Raw genomic sequence first — 23,916 nt, 5'->3', positions numbered from 1 at the left:
TTTAATATTGTCAACTTACTGTAATTTTACTAGTATTGAGTCAAAATGCATTTCAAATTATGTCAATAGTAAAACCACACATTCTTATCGTCGATGATGATATCAGAATACTTAAACTTTTGAAGAAATTTTTTGAACAAAATAATTTTTTGGTGTCAAAAGCTGTCTCAGCAAAACAAGCAGAAATATTTTTACGATATTTTGTCTTTGATTTATTAATTTTAGATATAATGCTACCTGGTATTACAGGTTTGGACTTTACCAGGAACACAAGGTCAAATGATAATAAAATGCCGATAATTATGTTAACAGCGCTAGCGGAACCTGAGGATCGTATTAAAGGGCTGGAAGCTGGTGCCAGTGATTATCTGACCAAACCGTTTGAGCCACGAGAATTGTTACTAAGAGTAAAAAATTTAATTGATGCTTACCATCAATACCAACAACAAGATCAAAGCAAGCGCTTTGGTGATAATTGCTATAATTTACGTCTGAAAGAATTAACGAAAAAAGATCAATTAGTTAAACTTAGTTATACCGAACAAAAATTACTAAATATTTTTATTACTAACACCAGTGTAATATTTAGTCGTGAAGATTTATCTACCCAGATGGGAGGGCTTGAACTCAGATCAATTGACGTTCAGGTTACAAGAATTAGAAATAAAATAGAAGATAATCCTAGACAACCACAATATTTAAAAACGATCCGCGGTATAGGTTATGTTTTCAATACGTAACCTTATAGCGTCGGTTAGCAAGCTTGGGAAGGATAAATTTTGCGCGGGTTCCATGTGCTTACGTATTGCATATACGCTGCGCATGCTTACACTAAAATTTATCCGTCCCAAGCTTGCTAACTCTAGCTATATCCCGAAAACTTTATTGGCGCGGTTCATGCTAATTATAGTGGTACCTAGTCTAATCGGACAAATATTAGCAGTATTTCTATTTTATGATCGACATTGGTATAATGTTTCCTATTACACTAGTAATATAATTGCTAATGAAATTAAATGGTTGCTAGATAATTATCATAATGTTCAAACTACTGATACAAATCAGCATATAAATGAATATTTAAATTTATCTTACCAATTTTATCAAGGAATAAAATTATCAAAGATTCAACCAAAGCTTAACGAAGAATTAGAAATTTTTAAGAATATTCTAAACTTAAAACTTAAAAAACCAGTTATTGTTACTTTGAATCATGAAAAAAAAATTGTTGTATCTATTGCTTTCAACAGTGGTTTACTAAAAATTACCTTTCCTACTAAATTATTATTAAATCCTACAACTTATATATTTGTATCGTGGTTAATATTTTTAACCATCTTATTACTATCAGTATCATTGATTTTTTCTCGTAATCAGATTAAATCTATTCTGGAGTTAGCTGCTGCAGCTGATGCTTTTGGTCGTGAGCAAAGACTTGATTACAAACCATCGGGAGCATATGAGATTCGTCAAGCTGGTCTAGCTTTTTTAAAAATGAAAGATCGTATTGACAAACAAATTGCCAATAGAACCCAAATGTTGGCAATGATTTCACATGATCTACGTACACCACTAACCAGAATGAAATTACAATTAGAACTAATGCCTTCATCCGAAGCCACTGTAGAATTGCAACAAGACATTGATACGATGACTCAAATGATCGCCACTTATCTTGATTTTGCCAGAAGTGAGGGTGGAGAAAGTTTCCAAATAGTCGAAGTCGCTGACTGGGTAGTAAATTTTATTCAGACTAAATACCCTGGTCATGATATTGCATTTGACATTAGGTCGCATAAACATAAAGTACAAATCAAACCCTTTGCCTTTGCCAGAGCAATATCTAATTTAATCAATAATGCTATTAAATATTCTACAAAAATAAAAATTTCTATCAGTGAAACTAAAACATCTACTCTGATAGAGATTGAAGATAACGGTGTTGGTATTCGAGACCAAGAAAAAAAGCTGGTGTTTAAACCATTTTACCGATCTGATCATGCAAGATCACTGGAATATTCAAGCAATGTCGGCTTAGGGCTTGCTATTACCAAAGAAATTATTACCGGCCATTATGGCACTATTACTTTAGCTGATAGCAAATTATTAAATGGTTTATTAGTACGTATTAGTCTACCAATTACTACTCATGTCATCTTGGCTCAAGGCTGGGATCCAGAAAAAAATAAGGATAAAACTAATGAAGCCTAATCTCCAACATCTAGCTATAATCATGGATGGCAATGCCAGATGGGCAATGGCGAAAGGACTATCCTCAACTGAAGGCTACAAAAAGGGCGCAGAAAGAGTAAAAAAGTTAATAGAAGTGGTGATAGAACACAATATTTCTTACTTGACTCTTTATGCTTTTTCTTATGAAAATTGGCAAAGATCAAGGCGAGAAGTATCTTTTATAATTAATTTATTCAATTCTTATTTATCTAATGAAGCAGAATCATTAAATAAAAATAATATTAAATTAAAAGTGATAGGACATTTAAATAACATTGATAAATACACCAAGCAACGAATAGTCGAGGCCGTAGAACTAACCAAGCATAATAATAAAATGACCTTATGTCTTGCTTTTAGCTATAGTAGTAAACTTGAAATCGTTGATGCTTATCAAAAAATTATTGATGCCAAATTATCGACATTATCTGTGAACGACTTTAAACAATATCTCTACGATCCCGAGATGCCTGATGTCGACTTATTAATTCGTACTGGTAACGTATTGAGAATCAGTAATTTTTTATTGTGGCAATCAGCATATGCTGAGTTGTTTTTCACTAAAAAATATTGGCCAGATTTTGATAGAGAAGATTTGGTTGCTGCATTAGCTGACTATTCAACACGAAAACGTACTTTTGGAGGAAGGTCTCATGCCTAACTTTGTACTGCGGATTATCTCTGGTATTGTGCTCGTGCTATTGTTTGTTGTTTCTATATTATGGCTTCCACCATTATTTTGCCTTTGTATGACATTAGTAGCTAGCGGGATGTATTACGAATGGTATAAAATGACACAAAACCACATTGTACATTTATTATTAGGGTTAATTATTATTCCGATTCCGGTTATAACGCTGATTCTGATAAACTATCAACCTCAGTATCGATGGTTATTGTTAGGATATTTTATCATGATATGGTCAGTTGATACTTTTGCAATGATCGGTGGCAAAATTCTACAAGGGCCAAAACTTGCTCCGTTTCTAAGTCCTAAAAAAACCTGGAGTGGCTTAATTGTTGGTGCTATTAGTAGCAGCATAATTGTAATTGTATTTGATACAATAATAGGCGCTAAAATATCGCACTATTATCAACTAAATCAGTTTTATTTGCTGTTAAATATAGGAATTATTGCTATACTTGCGCAAGTAAGTGATTTATTCATTTCTTATTTTAAACGTTATCATCAAATCAAAGACAGTGGTAATATCATACCAGGACATGGCGGCATGCTTGACCGATTTGATAGTATTGTTTTAACTGCACCAATATTATTTTATACAATTTATATATTATGAGTTATTTTCGTTTAATTACTTTAACAAGATTCTCAAAACAATTATTATTTAATTTCTTGCTTTGGATGTCGCTAGGGTATTTTATATTTCATACTATTTATGGCGACCTTGGTGTTTTTGCTTACTTCAGGTTAAATCAACAACTAACAAAAACTCAAAGCATTCTTGAAGATTTAATGGCCAAAAATATTGAACTAGAACATCATATTAAGCTTTTAGAATCTGGAGATAAGGATTTTCTGGATGAAAAGGCTCGTAACATTTTAGGAATAGCCTCTCCAAAAGAGCTAATATTTTCAACAACTCAAGCATCAGTAATATCAAATGAGTAAAACCCATAATAACGTAATAATGTTTCAAAACGATCTTCCGGATAATTTTGAAATACCAGGCGATTTGGCAATTGATACCGAAACCATGGGACTCAATTTACAACGCGATCATCTTTGCTTACTACAGCTTAGTAATGGTGACGGTAGTGCCTACCTGATTCAGTTTATTAATAAAAACTATGCAGCTCCTAATCTAAAAAAATTACTTGCTGATGAAAGTAGATGCAAAATATTTCATTTTGCTAGATTCGATTTAGCTGCTATAAAACATTATTTACAAACTGATTTGACAAATATTTTCTGCACCAAAATTGCTTCAAGATTAATTAGAACTTACACTGATGCCCATAGTTTAAAAGAATTATGTCGAGAGTTACTGAGCATTCAGATCTCTAAACAACAACAATCTTCTTACTGGGGCAATGATGAATTGACTAATGAACAAAAGGATTATGCAGCAAAAGATGTGTTATATTTACATAAAATCCGCACTACATTACAAAATATGCTGATAAAAGCAGACCGGCTTGAACTTGCAAATAAGATTTTTGCATTTTTACCGACTAGAGTGCAGCTGGATTTGATGGGCTGGAGTGAGACAGACATCTTCCTCCACTAAATACAAGTCATTATATTAACTATCACGTTGTCAAACTTCAGGATCTGCGCTCCTCACGTACTTAAGTACGCTGCGGTGCTCGACCTTTGTTTTCCTAGTGCTAATTTAATCTAATGACTTGTATTACTTGATACTCTGTGCAAATCAAAAATTGATAGACGAAGGTCAAAATTGAAGAAGTGCTAGGAGTATCAAAGTCAAGGAGCGCAGCGTACTTAAGTTTGTTGCGCACCGCAGATCTTTAGATACGACAACGCAATTCTCAATTTTCACCGAGTATTCTATGAGCGATCACCAAACTACAGCTACTAGAGTAATTTTAGAAGAAGCAGCGGCATTAGCCCAACTTGCTCAAAACATACCATCATCTTTTACTAATCTAGTTGATTGCATTATTAGTTTCAAAGGTAGAATAATACTCACCGGCATTGGTAAAAGTGGATATATTGCCCATAAAATTGCTGCAAGTTTTGCCTCCACCGGAACTGCTGCTTTATATATTCATCCAGCTGAAGCCAGCCATGGCGACCTCGGAATGATCACTGAGCAAGATCTAGTGATGATGCTATCCAATTCCGGAGAAACCAAAGAATTATTTGATATTATTAATTATTGTAAGCGGTTTGCTATAAAAATTGTGGCTATGACCATGAATCCCACATCTACTCTTGCTACAAATAGTGACTTCTTATTGCCTATTCCTAAAATCAGAGAAGCTTCAACAGTTATCGCCCCAACTACATCTGCATTAATGATGCTGGCTCTTGGTGACGCTCTCACTGTAGCCGTACAGGAAGCAAAGGGATTTTCAAAAGATGATTTCCGTTTATATCATCCAGGTGGAAAAATTGGAGCAAATCTGCTTAAAGTCAAAGATTTAATGCGATCAGACGACCAACTACCACTAGTATATGAAAATACTGCCTTTACTGATACGATTATAACCATTACTCAAAAAAGTCTTGGTTGCGCAATAGTTATTAATACTCAGTATAACTTAATTGGAATCATTACCGATGGAGATTTGCGTAGACATTTAAAAGATATGACTTCCTTAAAATGTGCTTATGATGTTATGACTGCCAATCCTAAATATATTTTACCAACACAACTTGCAACTGAAGCATTATACATTATGAATAACAACTCCATTACCGCAATTCCAGTAGTTGAACAAGGAATATTAGTTGGTGTAATTCATATTCATGATTTGTTAAGAGCAGGTATTAGCTAAGGTGACTAAAAAAAATCTTTATAAATCGCCAATTATAAAAACTATTACTAGGTTTGTTATTCCATACATATGCCTATATAGTTTATATATTCAGGTTAATGGTGAAATATCTCCTGGCGGAGGTTTCCAGGCTGGTGTGATCTTTGCTACCGCTATTATTGCCGCTGACCTGGTATATAGTAAGAATCTAATGCATTTCCCTATCGGATTTTTACAGATAATTGCCGTAATTGGAGTAATGATATATACAGCAGTTGGTTTTATCTCGCTGATATTCGATAGTTATTATTTAGATTACTCGGTATTGGCAAATGATAAATTCCTAGCACAAACTATTGGTATTTTTACTATAGAGCTAGGAGTTGGTTTAACAGTTGCTGCAGTAATGTGCCTGATTTATTTTATTTTGCAGGAATCTCAACAATAAATCTTTTAGCTATTTTTGTTTATTGTAATTGCGTACGTTATATGGTACACTACAAAAGATGACAAAACAAAAAGAGTGTGAATATGACTATCTACACAACTACAGAAGCTAGATCTAAATTATTTCAACTGGTCGATGAAACCAATAAAACACATCAACCAATATATATAAAAGGCAAGCGTAGTAATGCAGTAATTTTATCAGAAGAAGATTATGAATCTATGCAAGAAACTTTATACTTATATTCCATACCTGGTTTAGTGAAATCAATACTTAAAGCTAGCGCAGAACCTATAGAAGAATGTATTTCGCATGACGAGGTCTGGAAATAACATCTATGTTATATACATTGATATATTCTAAAGAAGCTGTATGTGATTCATATAAACTAAAAACAGTTAAATTAGCAACAAAAGTAGAAAAACTTTGTAAAGACTTAGCACATAATCCAAAACCAATTTATATTAAAAAACTGTCTGGTGACTTATTTGGTAAGCGCTCGATAAGAATTAATTTACAACATAGATTGATATACGAGATTCTTGAAGAACAAAAAATAGTAAAAATACTAAAAATGTGGGGTTCATTATGACTAAATCTAATGTAAGCATCCACGGTTTTTAAAACAAGTCGTCTTGCTTGAGATTTTGTTAAAAATCGAAGCAATCTAGGCTTTGAGCTAATTTCTGGATCACCACGGAGCCTAATGGCTCCTCGTGATCTGATATATCTCTACGAATTTGAAAGTGCTGAAATGCGTTATGTATCGTCTGAGCTGAGGAGTAGCCTTTAGGTTACGACGAAGCAATCCAGAAAGATTAACACAGTAAAAGCTGTGTCACTGTTATGATTTTTTCTGGATTGCTTCGTCATGTGCTTACGCACATTCCTCGCAATGACAGGTTTTTGGAGTGTTTTTTAGCCACTTCAAATTCGTGGGGATAATCAGCTCGCAATGACGCCTTGTATGCGGTATACTAACGTTAAACTAAAAAACCCGTGAACGCTTACAATCTAATGATTATCTAACTAATGCTACGCATAATTGTCAAAAAATATTCTGGTAAATCAGCTTCAATAGTTAGATCAAAACCCCATAGAGAATCAGGAATAATAATTTTTTTTGCATGTAATAACATCGGCAGTCCATGTTTTATTTCAGAGGTTGAAGTAAAATATTTCTTATCGCCAATTATTGGACACCCTAGTTTTAAAGCATGAAATCGTAATTGATGCATTCTACCGGTAAGCGGTATAAATTCTATTAGTGATATCTTACCGTTGGTGGTTAGTACTTTATATTGTGTGATCGCAAGCTTTCCATTATTATCATCCATAACTTTTTCATATACCCCACCTCGGTTTTTTGCAATCATTCCTTGTATTTCTCCAGTGCTTTGCAACGGTCGCCCATAGACAATAGCCAGATAAATTTTCTTAATAGTTTTATCAAAAAATGCAGTTGTTAATTGGTACGCTGCCAAATAATTCCTGGCGATTAATAATAAACCACTCGTGTCTTTATCTAATCTATGCACCAGCTTAAAATCATTTCCTTGAGTATTCAGATAACATAATGCATCTTGAATAGATAATCTAATTTTACTACCTCCTTGAGTTGCAAGACCATGTGGTTTATTGATGGTTAATAAATTGTCATCCGAATATAGCTGATACTCCTGTAATAATTTACTAGCTAAATTCTTGACTGCTGGCGAGAAGACTTGTTCTATTGACGATGATGAATTAAATGTGAGACTTACCTTATCTTGAATTAATATTTCATCTCCATTTACTACACGAATACCCGCTGACACCTTACGACCATTAAGTTTTATTTGACCTCGTCGCAGTAGCTGTTCAATGATGCCTTGCGTAAGCTCTGGGTAATTTCGGCGCAAATATCGATCTAATCTGCTAGGAAGCTCCACATTGACTATAATGCAATGCATATCATAAACTCACTCTCTTCATTCAAATAGAATAATTATACATCATATCAATAACCTTAGTTACATCTTTTTGCTTTCTGGTAACCAAGCTAAGAGCCCATCTTGAAAATCAACCAAATATAAGCTAAAATATTTAAAACTTAAAGGCAAGCTCTTTAAATGATGAAAAATTTTATCTATTCAAATATCCATCAACTAAAAAAAACCTTATGCCGTTTTTCTTTAGCGATATTGTGCAGTGTATTGTTTACCTCACTTGCTTTACAAGCATTACTTGGATCCACACCAATTATTGATGCTACAGATCTTGTAAGATGGTTATTGATCTTATTTTGTGGATTTTTTTGGTTTTTAGCTGTTAAATTATTTACGGAGAGTAATAATTATCAAGACAAATTTTATTATGCACTAAGCATACCAATATTTTTGCTGATAAGTTGGTATTTATCTACTAAATCTATCCTGAAACCTGACTTCATCTTCTATTTTGCTTTGATACTTTTTTTATTGATCTTTGTCAGTCCTTTTCTTTTTAAAAAAACAGATAATGAAATTGTCTGGAGCTTCAATTACCATGTCTATTTCAATTTAATTTTTACTATTTTTGTAGCCATAGTACTTTTTCTAGGAATTAGTTTTATTGCTTTAACTCTCACTACCTTATTTAACATAAAAATTAATGTTGAATTTTATTTTGGCAGTTGGATTGTTGTTTCATCACTATTCGCTCCAATTTTTGCTTTATCTAACTTTACTACTGACTGCTTTAAAAAGTTAGATTATCTACCTCTTGGTTTAAAGATAATGATGAGCTATATATGTGTCCCATTATCCATTATCTATCTAATTATTTTATATATTTATACCATCAAAATAATCGTCAATTGGCAATTACCACATGGTGGTATCGTCTATTTAGTATCTGGTTTTGCTTTTTTAGCAATTTCCTCTTTTGTTGCTTCTTATCCGATAATTAATCAAGGAAAAAATATAATAAGTTGCTTTTATCGTTATTTTTTTCAATTAATGATTGCGCCTTTAGTATTAATGGCTATTGCAATAGCGGCAAGAATCAATCAATACGGATTTACTGAAGCCAGATATATGGTGCTAATATGGTTAATTTGGCTAGTATCAGCAATTATACTAGGCTTAGCTAATAGCCGCACTAACACCATAAACAATATGTATAAGGTAGCGATTATTTTGCTATTAATTACTTTATTTGGCCCTTTGAGAGCAGAAAACATTGCAAGCTATAGCCAGTTTAATAGGCTAAGTCAGTTGCTTAAGAGTAAACAAACTGATAAGCAGCATTTATACGAAGATATTTATTCTATTGTTAATTATATGGTAAAAAGTAATAAAGTTGATAATTTAAAACTATTATTTATCGATCAACCTAATGCTTATATTAACATCACTGATCCTAAGTTACTTGAAGCATCTGAGATAGTTAAGGAATTAGGGTTTGCTGATCTGAAACATGAAAATGGTTTCAATATTATCTTTAACGATTTTTATTCCTATGTCGATGATGGTATCTTGATTAAAGAATATGATTTACTCACCAGTATCTCTACTGTCAGGAAAATTATTAAAGTTAATGATCAACAACTGACTGTTTTCTTTGAGCCAAGCACTAATATACTAACTATTACCAATGCAACAACTGACCGTGCAGTTTATTTTAATCTCGAAAATATTCTTCAGCAATATATGGATGATGCACCAGGTGCAAAACATTTTATAGCAGTAGAGTCAGTTGACCATAAGTTGCATGCAAAGCTATTATTAACTCAGATCGGTGGTACTATGTATAATAAAAAGCCAACAATCAATTTATTAACAGGGGTGCTAATGATTGGAATCAAAGACTCTGAATAATACAATCTGGCTATCCACGATACCCTTAGCAATCATAGATACTAAATCAATCAACTTGACGTACCAGTTATTTTAGAATAGAGTGGCTTCTTTATTATGTACTTGAACAAATTATGCATTTATTGTTTATAGTTTTTATTACAATGATAATTTCTGGTTGTGCAACCGTTTTTTCTGGTACTCGTCAAACTTTGCACATTCAAGCTATTGACATAACAAATAACGACATTTTAGAACAAGCGAGATGCACTATTATGGATGGAGCTGGAGGAAGCTATTATATCAACAATAACCCCGGTACAGTAACTGTTGCTAGATCTTCTGGTCCTATCACAGTATTGTGTAAAGCCGATGGTTATAAGCAGCTTAATACTTCTGTTGGCGATAGTTTTAATGGTGCATCTCTAATAAATATAATATTTTGGCCTGGTTTCTTAGTTGACGCTGTTACTGGAGCGTATAAAAAATTCCCTTCACATTATTTAGTTGCCATGGAGAAGATAACTAAGTAATGTGAATAATTATTCCGCACCCGTAGCTCAATTGGATAGAGCATATGACTACGGATCATAAGGTTAGGGGTTCAAGTCCTCTCGGGTGCGCCATTTTTATTAATTTTCGCTATCACTCATATATTGCTGTGTGCCACTAAGCTTAGTTTCAAATTCAAAAGAACTTGTTGAAATTTGCTTAAAACTGTTATTGTTTAAAAAAGTATCCTGAGTATCTTGGGTAGATCCAGAAAATAAATCCGCAGATTGAAAGTTATAATAAAGTTCAGTATTGAGTTTTATAGGTGTTATATATTGATCTTGATTTATTTGCAGCTTGTTAACTTGAGTAAAATGATCTCCTTCTTTGCAAACTTTCTTTTTACTTAGATTTGATAAGTTTTCGTTATTAAAATATTCGTCATTTTCCTTTGAGCTCGTGGTGTTTTGTTTAAATTGTGCATTCTTCTTTTGTATTACATATTTATCCCGTAAAATATCATCTTCGAATTTAGATTCATCTTTGAAATTTATATTCAGTTTAAGTTTTTGCTCTAATTTCAGTTTTGCTTTAGATTTATGTTGGTGGTTAGTTGGTAATAATTTAACAATAGCTTGTTGTTCAAATACAGATTCTTTTGATAAATCATCATCTGAATTATCATGATTTAATATTATTGTCTTTTTAGGTACTGCATCACCTTTGGCATACATGTCCTCAGACTGTTCCATCAAATACTCTTGCATTCCTTCTTCAAATTTATAACTATGATAAGATACACCATGTGTTCCTCTAAATTTTATATTCTTATCATTTAATACTAGAGCGCAATCACTACAGGATAATCCAGATACTCCTATATATGAGCCATCTGCTACAAACCCAGAAAGTAAATTCTCTGCATGAAAATTAGATTCGGTATTGTCATATATTTCTTCAATTTTAGGAAAGTACTTTTCTTGTCTAAAATAGGTAATAATTTTTACGGTATCTTGATATAATTTTGTTTTATTATATAAATTAGAGTTAATTGTAATTTCTTCAAAGTCGACATTCTCATCCTCTTTATCTACCAAATATTGTTCTTTTAATTTATTTATGCTTTTGAAGTTTTGCAGTTTCAAAGCTCGATTAATTTGTACTTTTGTTTCAATGTCAAGAGAGTTTTGTTTTAGTATTAATATTTCAATAAATTTTTTATTAAATTGATTGCTATATTCTTTATTATTAGGTTCTAACTCATACAAATCCTTTAAAATATTATGTATATATTTTATTTCTTCATCAATTTTATCCTTACGGACAGTTACCTTGTTACTTTCCTCTGCTTCGTCTTCATATAAAGAATTACGAATTTTTGTATATTGAAGCTCTTTATTATTTTTATCACTATTAAAAAAAATACTAGGAATATTATATGTTAACAACAAATCATCATATTCATTACGTGCTACAGCTACTGCTGTTGTTTCTTTAGTCTTTAAGACTCTTGCAAAAGCATCTAATACTCTGTCGCTATAAAATGTATCTCCTCGCCCTTCATATCTAGGTTGAACTACTTTTCCTTTACTTGCATATTTAATATTTTTAGACATAATAAGTACTCATTAAATTTTATTAATAAGTACATGTTAACAAATTAATTAAGAAAAAGCAATAGTTAAGAAATATTTATTATTCTAAGCTGGTGAAGTTACATTTTGCAGACCTACTTTGTCAATAACGCAAACCACAGCTTGCATAAGGTTCTTGATTTTAAAATATTAGTAGACTTTAGTGAGCTGAGCTATAAAAGAAAAATGCAGAGGTTTTGTTGAGAATTCTTACAAAAATTATTATTTATATGATTTTTATTAAATGTACTGAAAAAATTGTGAGCGTTGATTCACGGGTTTTAGAAAAATAGACCGATATGAACTGTCAAGCTTTAGCATCCCCCTCCCATTTACTGGGTGGTTGCTCGCTTCATTTCCTTAACCTAACACTTAGGTTTCCACGAACACTCTATATTGACGTACAATTTTTAAAACCGCTCACAAAAAATCTACTAGAACGAGAGAAACAAAGTTTACGAGAGTGTTCAACGAACTGTGTCAAGTTTACTGAGCTTGGAGGACGTTTGTGATGTGTTTCGATGTTCATTTTAAACACTTATTGAACACTGAAACACATCTATTTATGTATTATCTTTTTTCTTTTTTTTACTACTAGTAGCAACAGGTTCATTTTGCACTGGAAAAATAGCATCTTCTTCAGTGTGGAGATCATTACCAATTAACAAATTTTTGATTTGTTTGCCAGATAATGTTTCATACTCTATTAGCGCCTCTGCTAATATATGTAATTGATTTATATGAGAAGTTAATATGGTTTTAGCAAAACTATACCCTTGCTCGATAAGGCTCTTTACTTCCTGATCGATAAGTTCTGCTGTGTGTTCTGATTTATCTTTTGCTCCACCTCTACCTCCATATGCATACAAATCCTCATTAGCAGCACCATGGTATATTGGTCCAATTACAGTACTTAATCCCCATTCTGTGACCATGGCTCTAGCCATTTGTGTTGCCATTTTAATATCAGAAGAGGCTCCGGAAGTTACTTTATGTGATCCAAAAATAATTTCTTCTGCTACTCTGCCAGCCATTGCTACTGCTATGTCAGCTTCCATTTTATCGCGAGTGATAGAAAAACGATCATTTTCTGGTAACCTTATCACCATACCTAAAGCCCTACCACGTGGTATAATCGTTGCTTTATGAATAGGATCAGAAGCTGGGCAGTAAAGCCCTACTAAAGCGTGCCCTCCTTCGTGATAAGCCGTTAATTTTTTCTGTTCATCTGACATCACCATTGAACGACGTTCTACACCCATCAATACTTTATCTTTAGCATTCTCTAAATCTTCCATCTCAACTTCTTTTTTGCCATTTCTAGCTGCAAGTAAAGCTGATTCGTTGACAAGATTGGCTAGTTCTGCGCCGGAAAAACCTGGAGTACCGCGAGCAATAATACGGGGCTCTATTTTTTGACTATGTTTTATTTTCTTTAAATGTACTTGTAAAATTTGTTCTCTACCATCTATATCAGGATTTGGCACTGTAATTTGCCGATCAAATCTGCCAGGACGCAATAGAGCTGGATCAAGTACATCTGGACGGTTGGTTGCTGCAATAATTACCACCCCTTCGTTTGATTCAAAACCGTCCATTTCTACCAACATTTGATTTAGAGTTTGCTCCCTCTCATCATTGCCACCACCAAGACCAATACCACGATGACGTCCAACTGCATCAATCTCATCAATAAATATTATACAAGGAGCATTACGTTTTCCCTGCTCGAACATATCTCTAACTCGACTGGCACCTACACCTACAAACATTTCAACAAAATCTGATCCCGAAATGCTGAAAAACGGAACATTAGCTTCACCTGCAATTGCCTTTGCCAACAATGTTTTACCAGTACCTGGAGGACCTATAAGCAAACAGCCTTTTGGGATCTTACCACCTAGTTTCTGGAATTTGCTTGGATCTCTTAAAAAATCTACAATTTCCGTTAATTCCACTTTAGCTTCATCAATACCTGCGACATCTTTAAAAGTAATTTTAGGACCTTTATCAGAAATCAATTTAGCTTTTGACTTGCCAAAGCCCATAGCTTTTCCGCCACCTTGCATTTGGCGCATAAAAAATACCCATACACCAATCAACAAAAGCATAGGAAACCATGAGACAAAAATACTAAATAACGAGTTCATCTTCGTATCCGGCGGCGATACCTCTATATGGACATTATTCTCATTAAGCTTATTGATTAAATCCGGATAATCTGGGGCATAGGTTGAAAAAGAACTACCATCAGCAAAACTTCCTTCAATCATCCTGCCCTGTATTTTAACCGAGCCAACTTCTTTATTCTCAACTCTGGTTAAAAAATCTGAAAATGCAATATTATTTTTACCACCAACAAGGTTATCTCCTTGTAAAGCATTAAAAATAAACATCATACCAACAAAAATTGATATCCAAATAAGAATGTTTTTTCCTTGATTGTTCATTTTATAACCTTAAAACAATTTATACTCGCTCTCATCTTGAGAGTAGTTTAGCAACATTGTGTTAAACTGCCATTCCAAGCTAATCCTGAGATGACATTGACACTGAGATAATTACCGTCCCTTCCGAAGTGATACAGTTTATTGTACACTCCAAAGCTCTCCGTCATCAGACTCTATTCACAAAGTATTTTATACTAACAGAAATGTGTAAAACGTGATATAAAACCTGGCCTAAAGGATAAATCAAGTTTCTCTATCAAATTGGCACTATCATAATAAGATATATGGGGAAGCGCTATAACTTTTTCAAATATTTTGATAACAGGTAGGGTAAATAATATGGCTTGATGCTTATTGGAGGATAAATCAATAATATTTTCTAATGCACTTGATAAATTTAATTTTTGTTTCAAATATTTATAATCACTAGCCATGAGCCTAGTAATGTAAGCATTTTTTGGCAAAAATCTATTTTTATGGTCAAGGCTAAACCTATTATCCCATACTACTCCATCGATTAATGGGACATCTAATGGAGGATTTTTGCCATATTCTCTATAGATAAGTAATATATTTGCTGATTTATCAAGAACACATCCATGTAAGGTCTTAATAAATTTTTGACAATCATGTAATGAAGATAATATCGGAAGACTAGATCGTGCTCGTGGTACTTTAGTGTTACCACTAATTATAGTTAACACAAAATGAATTAATTGTAATTGTATATCGTCGTTAAAATTATTTAATTTATCAAGCTCAATTGATGCAAATCCATATTGATATATGGTTACTGACTCGGCGATAGCTGCAATTAATAATGGTTTTATAATATTTGCTTGCTCGTTAATTTTATCCTGTTGTACTCTTAATTTATTTTGGCAAATCTGCTCTTGTCCAGCTAAAGCTATTCTAATTTGAGCACGTTTATATTTATTAGATAAATTTGATTCATCTTCAAACCAGCTTATATTATTAGCTAATAAATAATTTAGCAACTCTGCTTTATGAATATCAAATAATGGTCGTAAAATCCTGATATTACCTCTAAAATTTATAGAGCTATGATGTAATCCTAAAATACCGCTTTTACGTTCTTGCCTGATAATAAAATTTTCAAAATCATCATCATTATGATGTGCTGTCAGTAAAGTTAAAATATCCAGCTGTTTACACAAACCAGTCATTAAGCTATAGCGTGCTTCTCGTGCTTTTTCTTGTAAATTAGCAAAATTATGCTGATGATCCCAATTGAGTATAGCACAATTATAACCAAAATTTTGTGCTAAATTCATCACATATTTAACTTCAACTATGGCTTGTGCTCTTAAATTATGATTCACAGTCATAATCATCAGCTTTATACTATGTGCAGTAGCCCATTGATGCATTAAAGCTAAAAGAGCTACTGAATCCCCTCCTCCTGAAACTGCTATAGCTATCACTTTTGGATAATAACCATCTAATAAATGATGCAAATTACGTTGGAATTTTAAGTATAACATTACTTATTTATACTAGGACAGCCATTTTATTTAAAGAATCTATTGTATCATTTAATACTTGTAATAAACTATTTTTAGCTTTATCAGACGATAATGTAATTTTAGTATTTGATAAATTATTTATGCTGATACGATTAGCCTTAACATAAGATATAGTCAAATCAACTATATCTTTTTTCTTATTATGGCCATCCATATAAGACATCATAACTTTTTGCAGTTTATTGACGACAACTTTTTCATGAAATATATTTGTTAGCCATAAATTATCACTATTTCTTATTTGATATAAGGAAAAAGTTGATAATTTAGGTTTTTCTAAATCTCTTCTAGGTCTATCAGCTTGTAATGTAATTTGAATATGCCCCTGAAATACTAAACCTGTTAAATGATCAGATAAAGTTTTCTCGATAACCTCCAAATTTTTATTACCACCTAATTTTATATTAGCTTCTTCAACTAATTTGCTAAAACTTGTAGGATTACGTAAATTTTCTATTAAAACACACAACGCAGCTTTCATTACTGGATCAATAGTAGTAATTTTTTGGATAGAATTATCTTTATTAACAAAATTAACAGTTATCTTAGGGTTAATAATATCTTCATTAGTTATATTTTTCTCAGTTTCAAAATAACAATTTTGAAACTTAAATTGTTTTATGGAATTAATATTAATAGATCTATTTAATTGTACATCATTATGACATAATAAAGTTGTTCTAAATCTACGATTAGTAATAAAATCCATATATTGTTGTATTTCTATAAAATCATTAAACTGGTTTAATATTTTGGCGACATTGTCAGGAAGGTTGTCGGAAAGCATAATAACTAAATCAGTTTCAGATAAATATTGCAAACCATTTTGCTTTGCTTTTTGCATAAATTCAAAGAAATAATATTGACTATTATTTTCTTCCAAATGCTCATGCATAAAATAATAATCAGAAACATTAGCCAATATCTCAACTTCTTTTTTTATAACTTTAGCATATGGAGAGTCAGCATCGTTCATATTCTTGAGCATAAAATCAAGAAAAGATTTTGCCTGAATATATTTCTCACGCAGATCATTTGTTTTTCTAGTATGATATAGCATCATTTCTCTGATACTACGAATCATGTTCCAACCTGGCAAGGTATTGTAGCTAATATAAGCTATACCATTTTTACTGAGGTTTTTACTGCTTATCTCAAAAATTTTATTTTTTACAAACTCTGGTACCCACGATAATAATCCATGAGCAATAATATAATCAAATTTTCCCCAACTCTCATCAATATCAGTGATTGAACAAGGATGGAACTTAATATTTTTTAAACCCAACCCGACAACATGCTTATTGGCTTCATCAATCTGTGCTTTTGATAAATCGACTCCAACAAACTCTGCTTCTGGATAATTTGCCGCATGTGGAATAAGGTTGCCCCCTATTCCACAACCAAGCTCCAAAACCCTTGCCTGCTCTGGCTTTACTGGTTTCATACCAAATAAAACACCTAAAGTCATCAGGTGATATGGACTACTTTGCGGATAAGAATCACTTGCATAAAGTACATCATCATATGATTTTCCTATATCATCTACTTTTGTAACTTCTAAATTCACCATATTCATACTTAAACCGTCACTTATATTAATAATGAATTATTTAGCATCGTGTTATATACATCATCTAAAAATATTGACACTTGCTGCTTAATTACAGACTCATCTTTTAATGTCTCATTTTTTACATCAGTCAATGTTAAATCTTTTTCTTTAATGTTAATTAACACACGTTCCAAAATTTCTTTCCTATTAAGCTTACCATTCATATGCTGCATAGCTATTATCTCTAATTCATTAATATTTACTATACTATGCTTTAAATTCGTTACCCAACTATTTTGAGTATTATTAACCTGATATAAAGCTATTTTAGCAAGGCATGGTTTATCTAGATTTGGTTCTGGAACTTGAAAATATTGTAAAGTAATATTTATATATCCTTGTGATACTAGCCCCATCAAATTATTCAATAACCCATCTTGCACTTTCTCCAATTTATTATTATCAAGTTTTTGAGTTGCCATCATTGTTAGCTCATCAAAACTTAATGGGTGATCATAACAATCAGCAAAACTATACAACACAGCCTTCAAATACGGTGAAGCGGTAGATAAACTAAGACTATTATTGGTTGGATCAATAAATTCTACTCTCTCACTGTCATTATTAATATCAATATCATCAATAAGCTTAGTTGGAAGAACATTGCATGTCATATTGAATTGCTTTAATTTGTCATTATTCGCTAAACTTAGAGCAAGTTCTGCATGACATAATAAAGATTCCCTATGTCTACGATTTATTATAAAATCTATATATTGTTCTTTTTCAACAGAGTCACCATCACCTTTTAACAGTTCTGTAATTTCTGCTGGAGTACCTTTCATTGACATTGTAAACAAGCTGCTATCAGTTAAATACTGCAAATTATATTTACCTGCTTCTGTCATAAATTCATGAAAATAAAATGATCTATTGAGTTCCTCTAAGTAATTTGACTTCAGCTCAAAATTTGATAAATTTTCTACTATATCTCTTTCCAAATGCAAAGCTTGAGTATAAGCCGCATCTTGATCTACAACATTATCCGCAACAAACTGTAAACAAGCCTTAGATTGAATAATTCTTTCTTGAATATTTTTGCAATTCCTTGTGGAATATGTCATTATATCTCTGGCATTACGAGTTGCATTCCACCCTGGCAACGTATTATAACTAATATAAGCTATACCATTTTCGCTGAGATTTTTATTACATACCTCAAATATCTTATGCCTGATTACATCTGACACCAATGACAATATGCCATTAGCAATAATATAGTCAAATTTTCCCCAGCTCTCATCAATATCACTGATTGAACAATGATGAAATTTAATGTTTTTTAAACCTAGCCCTATAGCATGTTTGTTGGCTTCATCAATCTGTGCTTTTGATAAATCAACTCCAACAAACTTTGCTTCTGGATAATTTATGGCATGCGGAAGAATGTTCCAACCAGTCGCACAACCTAGCTCAAGCACTCTTGCTTGTTCTGGTTTCACTGCGTTCATACCAAATAAAACACCTAAAGTCATCAAATGATAAGGATGGCTCTGAAAGCATGATTGATTTTCATAAAGCATGGCTTCATAAGCGCTTGGAAGCTCAAATGGCTTTAAATTATTTTTCATATTACTACCTTCTAAATCAATAACAGCTAAAACTATTATGTAGAAGGTAGATGCAAACAAAATGTTAATTGAATTTTTGCTTATTTTTTATCTTCCTACTCTAAAATTGCTTTGGAACATAAAAAATATTGAGCGGTTTTTAAAAAAGTCGTCATTGCGAGGCTTCAGCCGCCTCCGTCATTGCGAAGAGCTTTAGCTAAAAGCCTTGCAATGACGTTTGTCACCAGCTTTGTAAGTCGTATATTGACGTTCAATTTTAAAAACTGTGAACGCTCACAAAAATATCCTAAAAATCATCTTAACGTTTTGTTTGCATCTACCATCTTAGACATCTTATATAATTAATTTAATCACCATAAAACATATGAAAATAATTGCACCATAAATTCAAAATATAATCTCATTTTTGTAAATAATGTCAGAATAATAACGTCTTATTAAATTAATAGCGCATTAGCTGCAGCTTTATCTAAAGCTAGATTTAAATAGTTAGTTAATTCCTTAATCAACTCTTCTTGATCTTCTATCTTTTTACCTTCTCGACTTAACACCAACTCTCCTGTCGTCACATGCTGCATTACCGCGCTTAAGATCTCTTGCTTAGTTTTTTTGCCATCCATATATTTTATAGCATATTTTTCAAAAAGATTAATTCCCACAGCTTCATGCTTTAAACTTGTAACCCATAAGTTATTAGTATGAGTAACTTGATATACTGGTAATTTTGCTACTTTTGGACAATCTAAATTAGCCTTACTTCTAGTATTTTGCAAAGTAATAGCGATATATCCCTGTAACACTAATCGCATAGCATTACTTAAGAATTCTTTTTTGATTTCTGTTAATTTATTTCCTCCTAGTTTTTGATTGCTACTTGTGCTGAGTTTATCAAAACTAATAGGGTTATTTAGATGTTCTGCAAAAGTATATAATATTGCTTTCATGTATGGTGAGGAAGTAGAAAGACTAGATTCTTTATTACCATTGTAGAAAAATTTTAATGAATCTAATGAATCATTAAGATCTACTTGCATTAATTCCTTTTCAGGGATAATTGTAAGAGCTAGGTTAAATTTAGTAATATCGTCACTATTAATAGTTCTATTTAATTTTATGGAACTATTACATAACAAAGTTGCTCTAAATCTCCTATTGGTAATAAAGTCCATATACTGTTCTGTCCGCACTATATCATTTACTGCTTTTAGAGCCTCTGAAACTTTTGGCGGCATATTGCCCAAATACATGATAGATAAGGTACTATCTGACAAATATTGTAGATTATGTTTATTAGCCTCGGCCATAAACTCATTAAAATAATATTGTTTATTTTCTTCCTCTAGATGATCATGTCTTAAATAATGGTTAGATTGCTTAGCTAATAAATTAGCTTCGTTTCTTAACATTTCTGAATATGGAGAAGTTGATCCTTCTAAACTATCTTTGACAAAATCTAATAATAACCTCGATTGCGAAATTTTATCCTGTACGTTACTAAACGTTGCCGAATGATAAAGCATCATGTCCCTGATCGTGCGGATCGTATTCCAACCAGGTAAAGTGTTGTAGCTAATATAAGCTATACCATTTTCACTGAGATTTTTTTGAGCAATTTCAAAAATTTTGCTTCTTATAAATTCCGGCACCCATGAAATCACGCCATGACAAATTATATAATCAAATTTACCAAAACTATCATCAATATCCGTGATCGAACAATGATGAAATTTAATGTTTTTTAAACCAAGACCTTGTACGTGTTTATCAGCCTCCTCTATCTGGGTTTTAGATAAATCAACACCAACAAATTTGGCTTTGGGATAATTTACTGCATGCGGAATAATATTACCTCCTGCAGCACAACCTAATTCCAATATTCTTGCTTCTTCCGGTATAGTTGGATTCATCCCAAATAAGACCCCTAAAGTTCTCAAATGATGAGGATGACTTTGGATATACGGATAACTTTCATATGGCACTTCATCATAAGTGTTATTATTGTTTTTAGTGGTGATTTCTACTTTGTCGCTCATATTTTATCTTTATAGATTTAATCGTAGTTTAAGCAAATTCAAATTATATAACGATTAAGTATACGGTCAACCAAATTTACTAACTTAGACTGTAAACCTTATTTGATTTATAAATAATAAGTTCGCTTATCTGATATTAATTTTCTATAATTATAAAAATTATTTACTTCTAAATTTACAGAAACAAATATTATTCTATATATTTATATTATTCTATTGATTTTATATAATATTTTTATATAATTTTCTAACATAATATTATCAGATAGGGTTAATATGTTTCAAGATTTAGGAATAATAGAACAATTAATTATTACCAAAGAAATAACAGAAGAAGTAAATCTAGCAGGTTATAATATTAGCGATGCAGTCTATATACAACGTCTAATGGACATTTTGAAAAATGCCAATAGTGTAACAAAGCTTGATTTAAGTGCTAATTGTTTAAGTCCTGACTGTATAGAAAAACTAGCGCAAGGGTAACAGAAACTAATATTACCACGCTTTATTTAAGAGCAAATAGGGGAGTAAATGAAGAAGGTAGAATAGAAACGATAGGCCTAAGCGCAGACAACATGCTCACTCTTGCCATAGCTCTACCTGGCACCAAAATCACTGAACTCTGCTTAAACGGTAATGAAATAGATGACGAAGGTGCAACACACTTATTTAATTTATTGCCCAATACCAAAATTGTTAACCTTAAGTTACACTATAATGAAATAAGTGATAAAAGTGTAGAAAAACTAGCTAAAGCTTTAATTAAATCAGAAACAAAGCTTACCACACTGGATCTTAGTGAAAACTATATTACGGGTGTAGGTGTTGAATCACTAGCTGGAGCTTTGCCTGACTCCAATTTGACTGAACTTGATTTACATAGGGATAGCAAATTCTGGGTCTCTCCATTAGAAACTAGAATAATTGAAATTAAGTTTGGTGATAGCATTGCCCAAGCTTTGGCTAGTGCTTTAGCTAATCCAAAAACAAAGCTTACTAAGCTTAATATAAATGGTAATGAAGTAAGATACGCAGGCATAAAAGCAATAGCTTCAGCATTGTCAGAAAATTCTGAAACACTTCTTACCGAGCTGCGGATAGATGGCCATATCGGAGACGGCGGCAAAGCATACACGGTACATAATATGCCCGGCATAACAGATGCAGGAGTGATAAGACTAGCCGCCATCTTACCTAAGACTTTGCTAAAGACACTCAGTTTAAATAAAAATGCAATTGGTGATCCAGGAGCCAAGGCATTAGCAGCAGTTCTATCAAAATCTAAATTAACTGAACTTTCATTGAGAACAAACAAAGTAGGCGATAATGGCGCAATAGCGTTATTTTCTGTACTTCCTTACTCATTTATAACTAGCCTGATACTGCATGGTAATAAAATAGGTCCTAATGCAGCTCAAGTGCTAGCAAATATTCTTCCTGACCCCAGAATTAAAATCACAGAAATCGACCTCAATTGTAATAAAATCGGGTACTTAGGTTTAGAAGCTATAACTAAACCCTTGCTTTCTTCTAATATTAAGGTGTTACGCGTAAATGATAATAAGATAGGTGAAGGAGCACAAGCTTTAGCTAATGCTTTAAACTATAACGTTTTACAGCAAGAATTCGGCATAGCAAAACCAAAACTCACACGCATTGCTATAGAAGATAATAAGATAACTGATTTAGTCAAGGAAAATTTATGGAATGCTGCTGTCGCTGCAAATCTGGAAATCAATATAGAATACCACCCTCCTGTTAACATTAAAGAAATAACAGGTCAAGTTGCAACAAATATTATACCGCAACAAAATACTGAAACCCTACTTTTATATCCGTATTACAACGAATATGTGCGCTTAAATGGATTCTATATAATAGAAAACTTAATGAATTACCCAAAAATCTCAACACTTATAATACATCACATTGATCCTCTGAATATAATCAAGCTTTGTGAAGTTTTACCGCAAACAAGCATTACAAAACTTATTATAAATGACAGTAATATGATCACTTCCGATTATATACAACAGCTAGCTAATATCTTACCAAAAACTGAAATTACTAATTTAGCTCTAACAGAGTTTGTGGATAATAGTGGTGCGCAAGCTCTAGCTACAGCTATACCTGGTTCGAAACTGACCGAGCTTAATTTAAGCGATAGTCCAATAGGTGATAATGGTGCACAAGCTTTAGCTGACGCTTTGCTTAATCCTAATACCAAACTAATTAACCTTAACCTGCAAAATTGTAATATTACCCACAACGGAGGTCTCAAGTTGATTACAGCTTGGAAACAATATTTAGATCAAGTAGCGAATGATCCAAACGGCCAGGGAATAACAACTCATTATATGGACTTGATAGGTAATGAACTATTTAGCTCACTCAATGGTGAGGGTATAAATGATATTATAGAATTCATCGGAGCAAATGCGTCTTTAGTAAGATATATAAATTTTATTGATAATAATACGTACTCTTCACCCTCAAAGAAAGTGCACCAATTGCTACTTGATTTTTTAAAGATATGTGAATTTTCTATTGTAGAAAACGACGAACAGTTTAGTATAGCTAAACCTCTATAAAACGGTTATAATCAAAGGGT

General features: G+C 32.3%; 19 protein-coding genes, 1 tRNA gene and 2 pseudogenes. 15 read left to right on the top strand and 7 right to left on the bottom strand.

Features of this window, described 5'->3' with window-relative positions; genetic code table 11:
• Nucleotides 1-59 precede the first annotated feature (59 nt).
• From R2I74_RS01525 to R2I74_RS01480, 10 genes and pseudogenes are all read left to right on the top strand, one after another.
• Nucleotides 60-740 carry a response regulator transcription factor gene (locus tag R2I74_RS01525; protein ID WP_316353342.1) on the top strand — a complete coding sequence of 227 codons (681 nt, stop codon included), beginning with the start codon at nt 60-62 and terminating at the stop codon, nt 738-740.
• Between the two features lie 82 nt (nt 741-822).
• Nucleotides 823-2,211, top strand: a complete 1,389-nt coding sequence (locus R2I74_RS01520; RefSeq protein WP_316353341.1) for an ATP-binding protein — start codon at nt 823-825, stop codon at nt 2,209-2,211.
• On the top strand, nt 2,174-2,893 hold the full coding sequence (gene uppS, locus R2I74_RS01515) for a polyprenyl diphosphate synthase (RefSeq protein WP_316355240.1): 720 nt from the start codon (nt 2,174-2,176) through the stop codon (nt 2,891-2,893). Before R2I74_RS01520 ends, uppS begins: the two co-directional genes overlap by 38 nt.
• Nucleotides 2,886-3,533: a phosphatidate cytidylyltransferase gene (locus R2I74_RS01510; protein WP_316353340.1), complete on the top strand. Its 648-nt coding sequence runs from the start codon at nt 2,886-2,888 to the stop codon at nt 3,531-3,533. The genes uppS and R2I74_RS01510 overlap by 8 nt, the downstream gene beginning before the upstream one ends.
• Nucleotides 3,530-3,865, top strand: coding sequence for an FtsB family cell division protein (locus R2I74_RS01505; protein WP_316353339.1), 336 nt, complete (start codon nt 3,530-3,532; stop codon nt 3,863-3,865). The genes R2I74_RS01510 and R2I74_RS01505 overlap by 4 nt, the downstream gene beginning before the upstream one ends.
• Nucleotides 3,858-4,484 (top strand): ribonuclease D, encoded by a 627-nt coding sequence (locus tag R2I74_RS01500; protein ID WP_316353338.1) that lies wholly within the window; start codon nt 3,858-3,860, stop codon nt 4,482-4,484. Before R2I74_RS01505 ends, R2I74_RS01500 begins: the two co-directional genes overlap by 8 nt.
• Before the next feature lie 283 nt (nt 4,485-4,767).
• Nucleotides 4,768-5,718: a KpsF/GutQ family sugar-phosphate isomerase gene (locus R2I74_RS01495; protein ID WP_316353336.1), complete on the top strand. Its 951-nt coding sequence runs from the start codon at nt 4,768-4,770 to the stop codon at nt 5,716-5,718.
• Nucleotides 5,719-5,743: 25 nt separating this feature from the next.
• Nucleotides 5,744-6,145 (top strand): annotated as a pseudogene (locus R2I74_RS01490) (Na(+)/H(+) antiporter subunit B); the annotation flags it as partial.
• A gap of 83 nt (nt 6,146-6,228) precedes the next feature.
• Complete coding sequence (locus R2I74_RS01485) at nt 6,229-6,477, top strand: type II toxin-antitoxin system Phd/YefM family antitoxin (protein ID WP_316353335.1); 249 nt, start codon at nt 6,229-6,231, stop codon at nt 6,475-6,477.
• Nucleotides 6,478-6,482: 5 nt separating this feature from the next.
• Nucleotides 6,483-6,737, top strand: a complete 255-nt coding sequence (locus R2I74_RS01480; RefSeq protein ID WP_316353334.1) for a type II toxin-antitoxin system mRNA interferase toxin, RelE/StbE family — start codon at nt 6,483-6,485, stop codon at nt 6,735-6,737.
• 433 nt (nt 6,738-7,170) lie between these two features.
• Here R2I74_RS01480 and R2I74_RS01475 read toward each other — a convergent pair whose 3' ends face one another.
• Nucleotides 7,171-8,097: an RluA family pseudouridine synthase gene (locus R2I74_RS01475; protein ID WP_316353333.1), complete on the bottom strand. Its 927-nt coding sequence runs from the start codon at nt 8,095-8,097 to the stop codon at nt 7,171-7,173.
• Nucleotides 8,098-8,256: 159 nt separating this feature from the next.
• Here R2I74_RS01475 and R2I74_RS01470 point away from each other — a divergent pair, with 159 nt between their 5' ends.
• From R2I74_RS01470 to R2I74_RS01460, 3 genes are all read left to right on the top strand, one after another.
• The gene (locus R2I74_RS01470) at nt 8,257-9,984 is read left to right on the top strand and encodes a DUF4153 domain-containing protein (protein WP_316353332.1); all 1,728 of its coding nucleotides are present in this window, start codon (nt 8,257-8,259) and stop codon (nt 9,982-9,984) included.
• A 113-nt stretch (nt 9,985-10,097) separates the two neighbouring features.
• The gene (locus R2I74_RS01465) at nt 10,098-10,496 is read left to right on the top strand and encodes a hypothetical protein (protein ID WP_316353331.1); all 399 of its coding nucleotides are present in this window, start codon (nt 10,098-10,100) and stop codon (nt 10,494-10,496) included.
• 16 nt (nt 10,497-10,512) lie between these two features.
• A tRNA-Arg gene (locus R2I74_RS01460) sits at nt 10,513-10,589 on the top strand.
• A gap of 6 nt (nt 10,590-10,595) precedes the next feature.
• Here the strand turns inward: R2I74_RS01460 and R2I74_RS01455 are convergent.
• The 6 genes and pseudogenes from R2I74_RS01455 to R2I74_RS01430 form a co-directional block, all read right to left on the bottom strand.
• Nucleotides 10,596-12,071, bottom strand: a complete 1,476-nt coding sequence (locus R2I74_RS01455; protein WP_316353330.1) for a hypothetical protein — start codon at nt 12,069-12,071, stop codon at nt 10,596-10,598.
• A gap of 670 nt (nt 12,072-12,741) precedes the next feature.
• A pseudogene (gene ftsH, locus R2I74_RS01450) lies at nt 12,742-14,539 on the bottom strand (ATP-dependent zinc metalloprotease FtsH); the annotation flags it as partial.
• A gap of 194 nt (nt 14,540-14,733) precedes the next feature.
• Nucleotides 14,734-16,044 carry a tRNA lysidine(34) synthetase TilS gene (gene tilS, locus R2I74_RS01445; protein ID WP_316353329.1) on the bottom strand — a complete coding sequence of 437 codons (1,311 nt, stop codon included), beginning with the start codon at nt 16,042-16,044 and terminating at the stop codon, nt 14,734-14,736.
• Between the two features lie 7 nt (nt 16,045-16,051).
• Nucleotides 16,052-17,659, bottom strand: coding sequence for a methyltransferase regulatory domain-containing protein (locus R2I74_RS01440; protein ID WP_316353328.1), 1,608 nt, complete (start codon nt 17,657-17,659; stop codon nt 16,052-16,054).
• A gap of 20 nt (nt 17,660-17,679) precedes the next feature.
• Nucleotides 17,680-19,272 carry a class I SAM-dependent methyltransferase gene (locus R2I74_RS01435; RefSeq protein WP_316353327.1) on the bottom strand — a complete coding sequence of 531 codons (1,593 nt, stop codon included), beginning with the start codon at nt 19,270-19,272 and terminating at the stop codon, nt 17,680-17,682.
• Nucleotides 19,273-19,709: 437 nt separating this feature from the next.
• Entirely contained in the window at nt 19,710-21,305 is a 1,596-nt protein-coding gene (locus R2I74_RS01430) for a class I SAM-dependent methyltransferase (RefSeq protein ID WP_316353326.1), read from the bottom strand.
• A gap of 276 nt (nt 21,306-21,581) precedes the next feature.
• Here R2I74_RS01430 and R2I74_RS01425 point away from each other — a divergent pair, with 276 nt between their 5' ends.
• Together R2I74_RS01425 and R2I74_RS01420 are read left to right on the top strand one after the other, a co-directional pair.
• Nucleotides 21,582-21,788 carry a hypothetical protein gene (locus tag R2I74_RS01425; RefSeq protein ID WP_316353325.1) on the top strand — a complete coding sequence of 69 codons (207 nt, stop codon included), beginning with the start codon at nt 21,582-21,584 and terminating at the stop codon, nt 21,786-21,788.
• A gap of 92 nt (nt 21,789-21,880) precedes the next feature.
• Entirely contained in the window at nt 21,881-23,896 is a 2,016-nt protein-coding gene (locus R2I74_RS01420; protein WP_316353324.1) for a leucine-rich repeat domain-containing protein, read from the top strand.
• The last annotated feature ends 20 nt before the right edge of the window (nt 23,897-23,916 follow it).

This window comes from Candidatus Trichorickettsia mobilis, from assembly GCF_963422225.1.
Classification (GTDB): domain Bacteria; phylum Pseudomonadota; class Alphaproteobacteria; order Rickettsiales; family Rickettsiaceae; genus Trichorickettsia; species Trichorickettsia mobilis_B.
This window is presented reverse-complemented; position numbering and strand designations above follow the sequence as displayed.

What these genes read in the sequence shown, in the direction of transcription:
- tilS (WP_316353329.1), bottom strand. Translation starts at nt 16,044, where the DNA reads ATGTTATACTTAAAATTCCAACGTAATTTGCATCATTTATTAGATGGT.
- R2I74_RS01485 (WP_316353335.1), top strand. Translation starts at nt 6,229, where the DNA reads ATGACTATCTACACAACTACAGAAGCTAGATCTAAATTATTTCAACTG.
- R2I74_RS01430 (WP_316353326.1), bottom strand. Translation starts at nt 21,305, where the DNA reads ATGAGCGACAAAGTAGAAATCACCACTAAAAACAATAATAACACTTAT.
- R2I74_RS01505 (WP_316353339.1), top strand. Translation starts at nt 3,530, where the DNA reads ATGAGTTATTTTCGTTTAATTACTTTAACAAGATTCTCAAAACAATTA.
- R2I74_RS01520 (WP_316353341.1), top strand. Translation starts at nt 823, where the DNA reads ATGCTTACACTAAAATTTATCCGTCCCAAGCTTGCTAACTCTAGCTAT.
- R2I74_RS01475 (WP_316353333.1), bottom strand. Translation starts at nt 8,097, where the DNA reads ATGCATTGCATTATAGTCAATGTGGAGCTTCCTAGCAGATTAGATCGA.
- R2I74_RS01465 (WP_316353331.1), top strand. Translation starts at nt 10,098, where the DNA reads ATGCATTTATTGTTTATAGTTTTTATTACAATGATAATTTCTGGTTGT.
- R2I74_RS01455 (WP_316353330.1), bottom strand. Translation starts at nt 12,071, where the DNA reads ATGTCTAAAAATATTAAATATGCAAGTAAAGGAAAAGTAGTTCAACCT.
- R2I74_RS01425 (WP_316353325.1), top strand. Translation starts at nt 21,582, where the DNA reads ATGTTTCAAGATTTAGGAATAATAGAACAATTAATTATTACCAAAGAA.
- R2I74_RS01525 (WP_316353342.1), top strand. Translation starts at nt 60, where the DNA reads ATGTCAATAGTAAAACCACACATTCTTATCGTCGATGATGATATCAGA.
- R2I74_RS01495 (WP_316353336.1), top strand. Translation starts at nt 4,768, where the DNA reads ATGAGCGATCACCAAACTACAGCTACTAGAGTAATTTTAGAAGAAGCA.
- R2I74_RS01420 (WP_316353324.1), top strand. Translation starts at nt 21,881, where the DNA reads ATGCTCACTCTTGCCATAGCTCTACCTGGCACCAAAATCACTGAACTC.
- R2I74_RS01470 (WP_316353332.1), top strand. Translation starts at nt 8,257, where the DNA reads ATGATGAAAAATTTTATCTATTCAAATATCCATCAACTAAAAAAAACC.
- R2I74_RS01480 (WP_316353334.1), top strand. Translation starts at nt 6,483, where the DNA reads ATGTTATATACATTGATATATTCTAAAGAAGCTGTATGTGATTCATAT.
- R2I74_RS01510 (WP_316353340.1), top strand. Translation starts at nt 2,886, where the DNA reads ATGCCTAACTTTGTACTGCGGATTATCTCTGGTATTGTGCTCGTGCTA.
- R2I74_RS01440 (WP_316353328.1), bottom strand. Translation starts at nt 17,659, where the DNA reads ATGGTGAATTTAGAAGTTACAAAAGTAGATGATATAGGAAAATCATAT.
- R2I74_RS01500 (WP_316353338.1), top strand. Translation starts at nt 3,858, where the DNA reads ATGAGTAAAACCCATAATAACGTAATAATGTTTCAAAACGATCTTCCG.
- R2I74_RS01435 (WP_316353327.1), bottom strand. Translation starts at nt 19,272, where the DNA reads ATGAAAAATAATTTAAAGCCATTTGAGCTTCCAAGCGCTTATGAAGCC.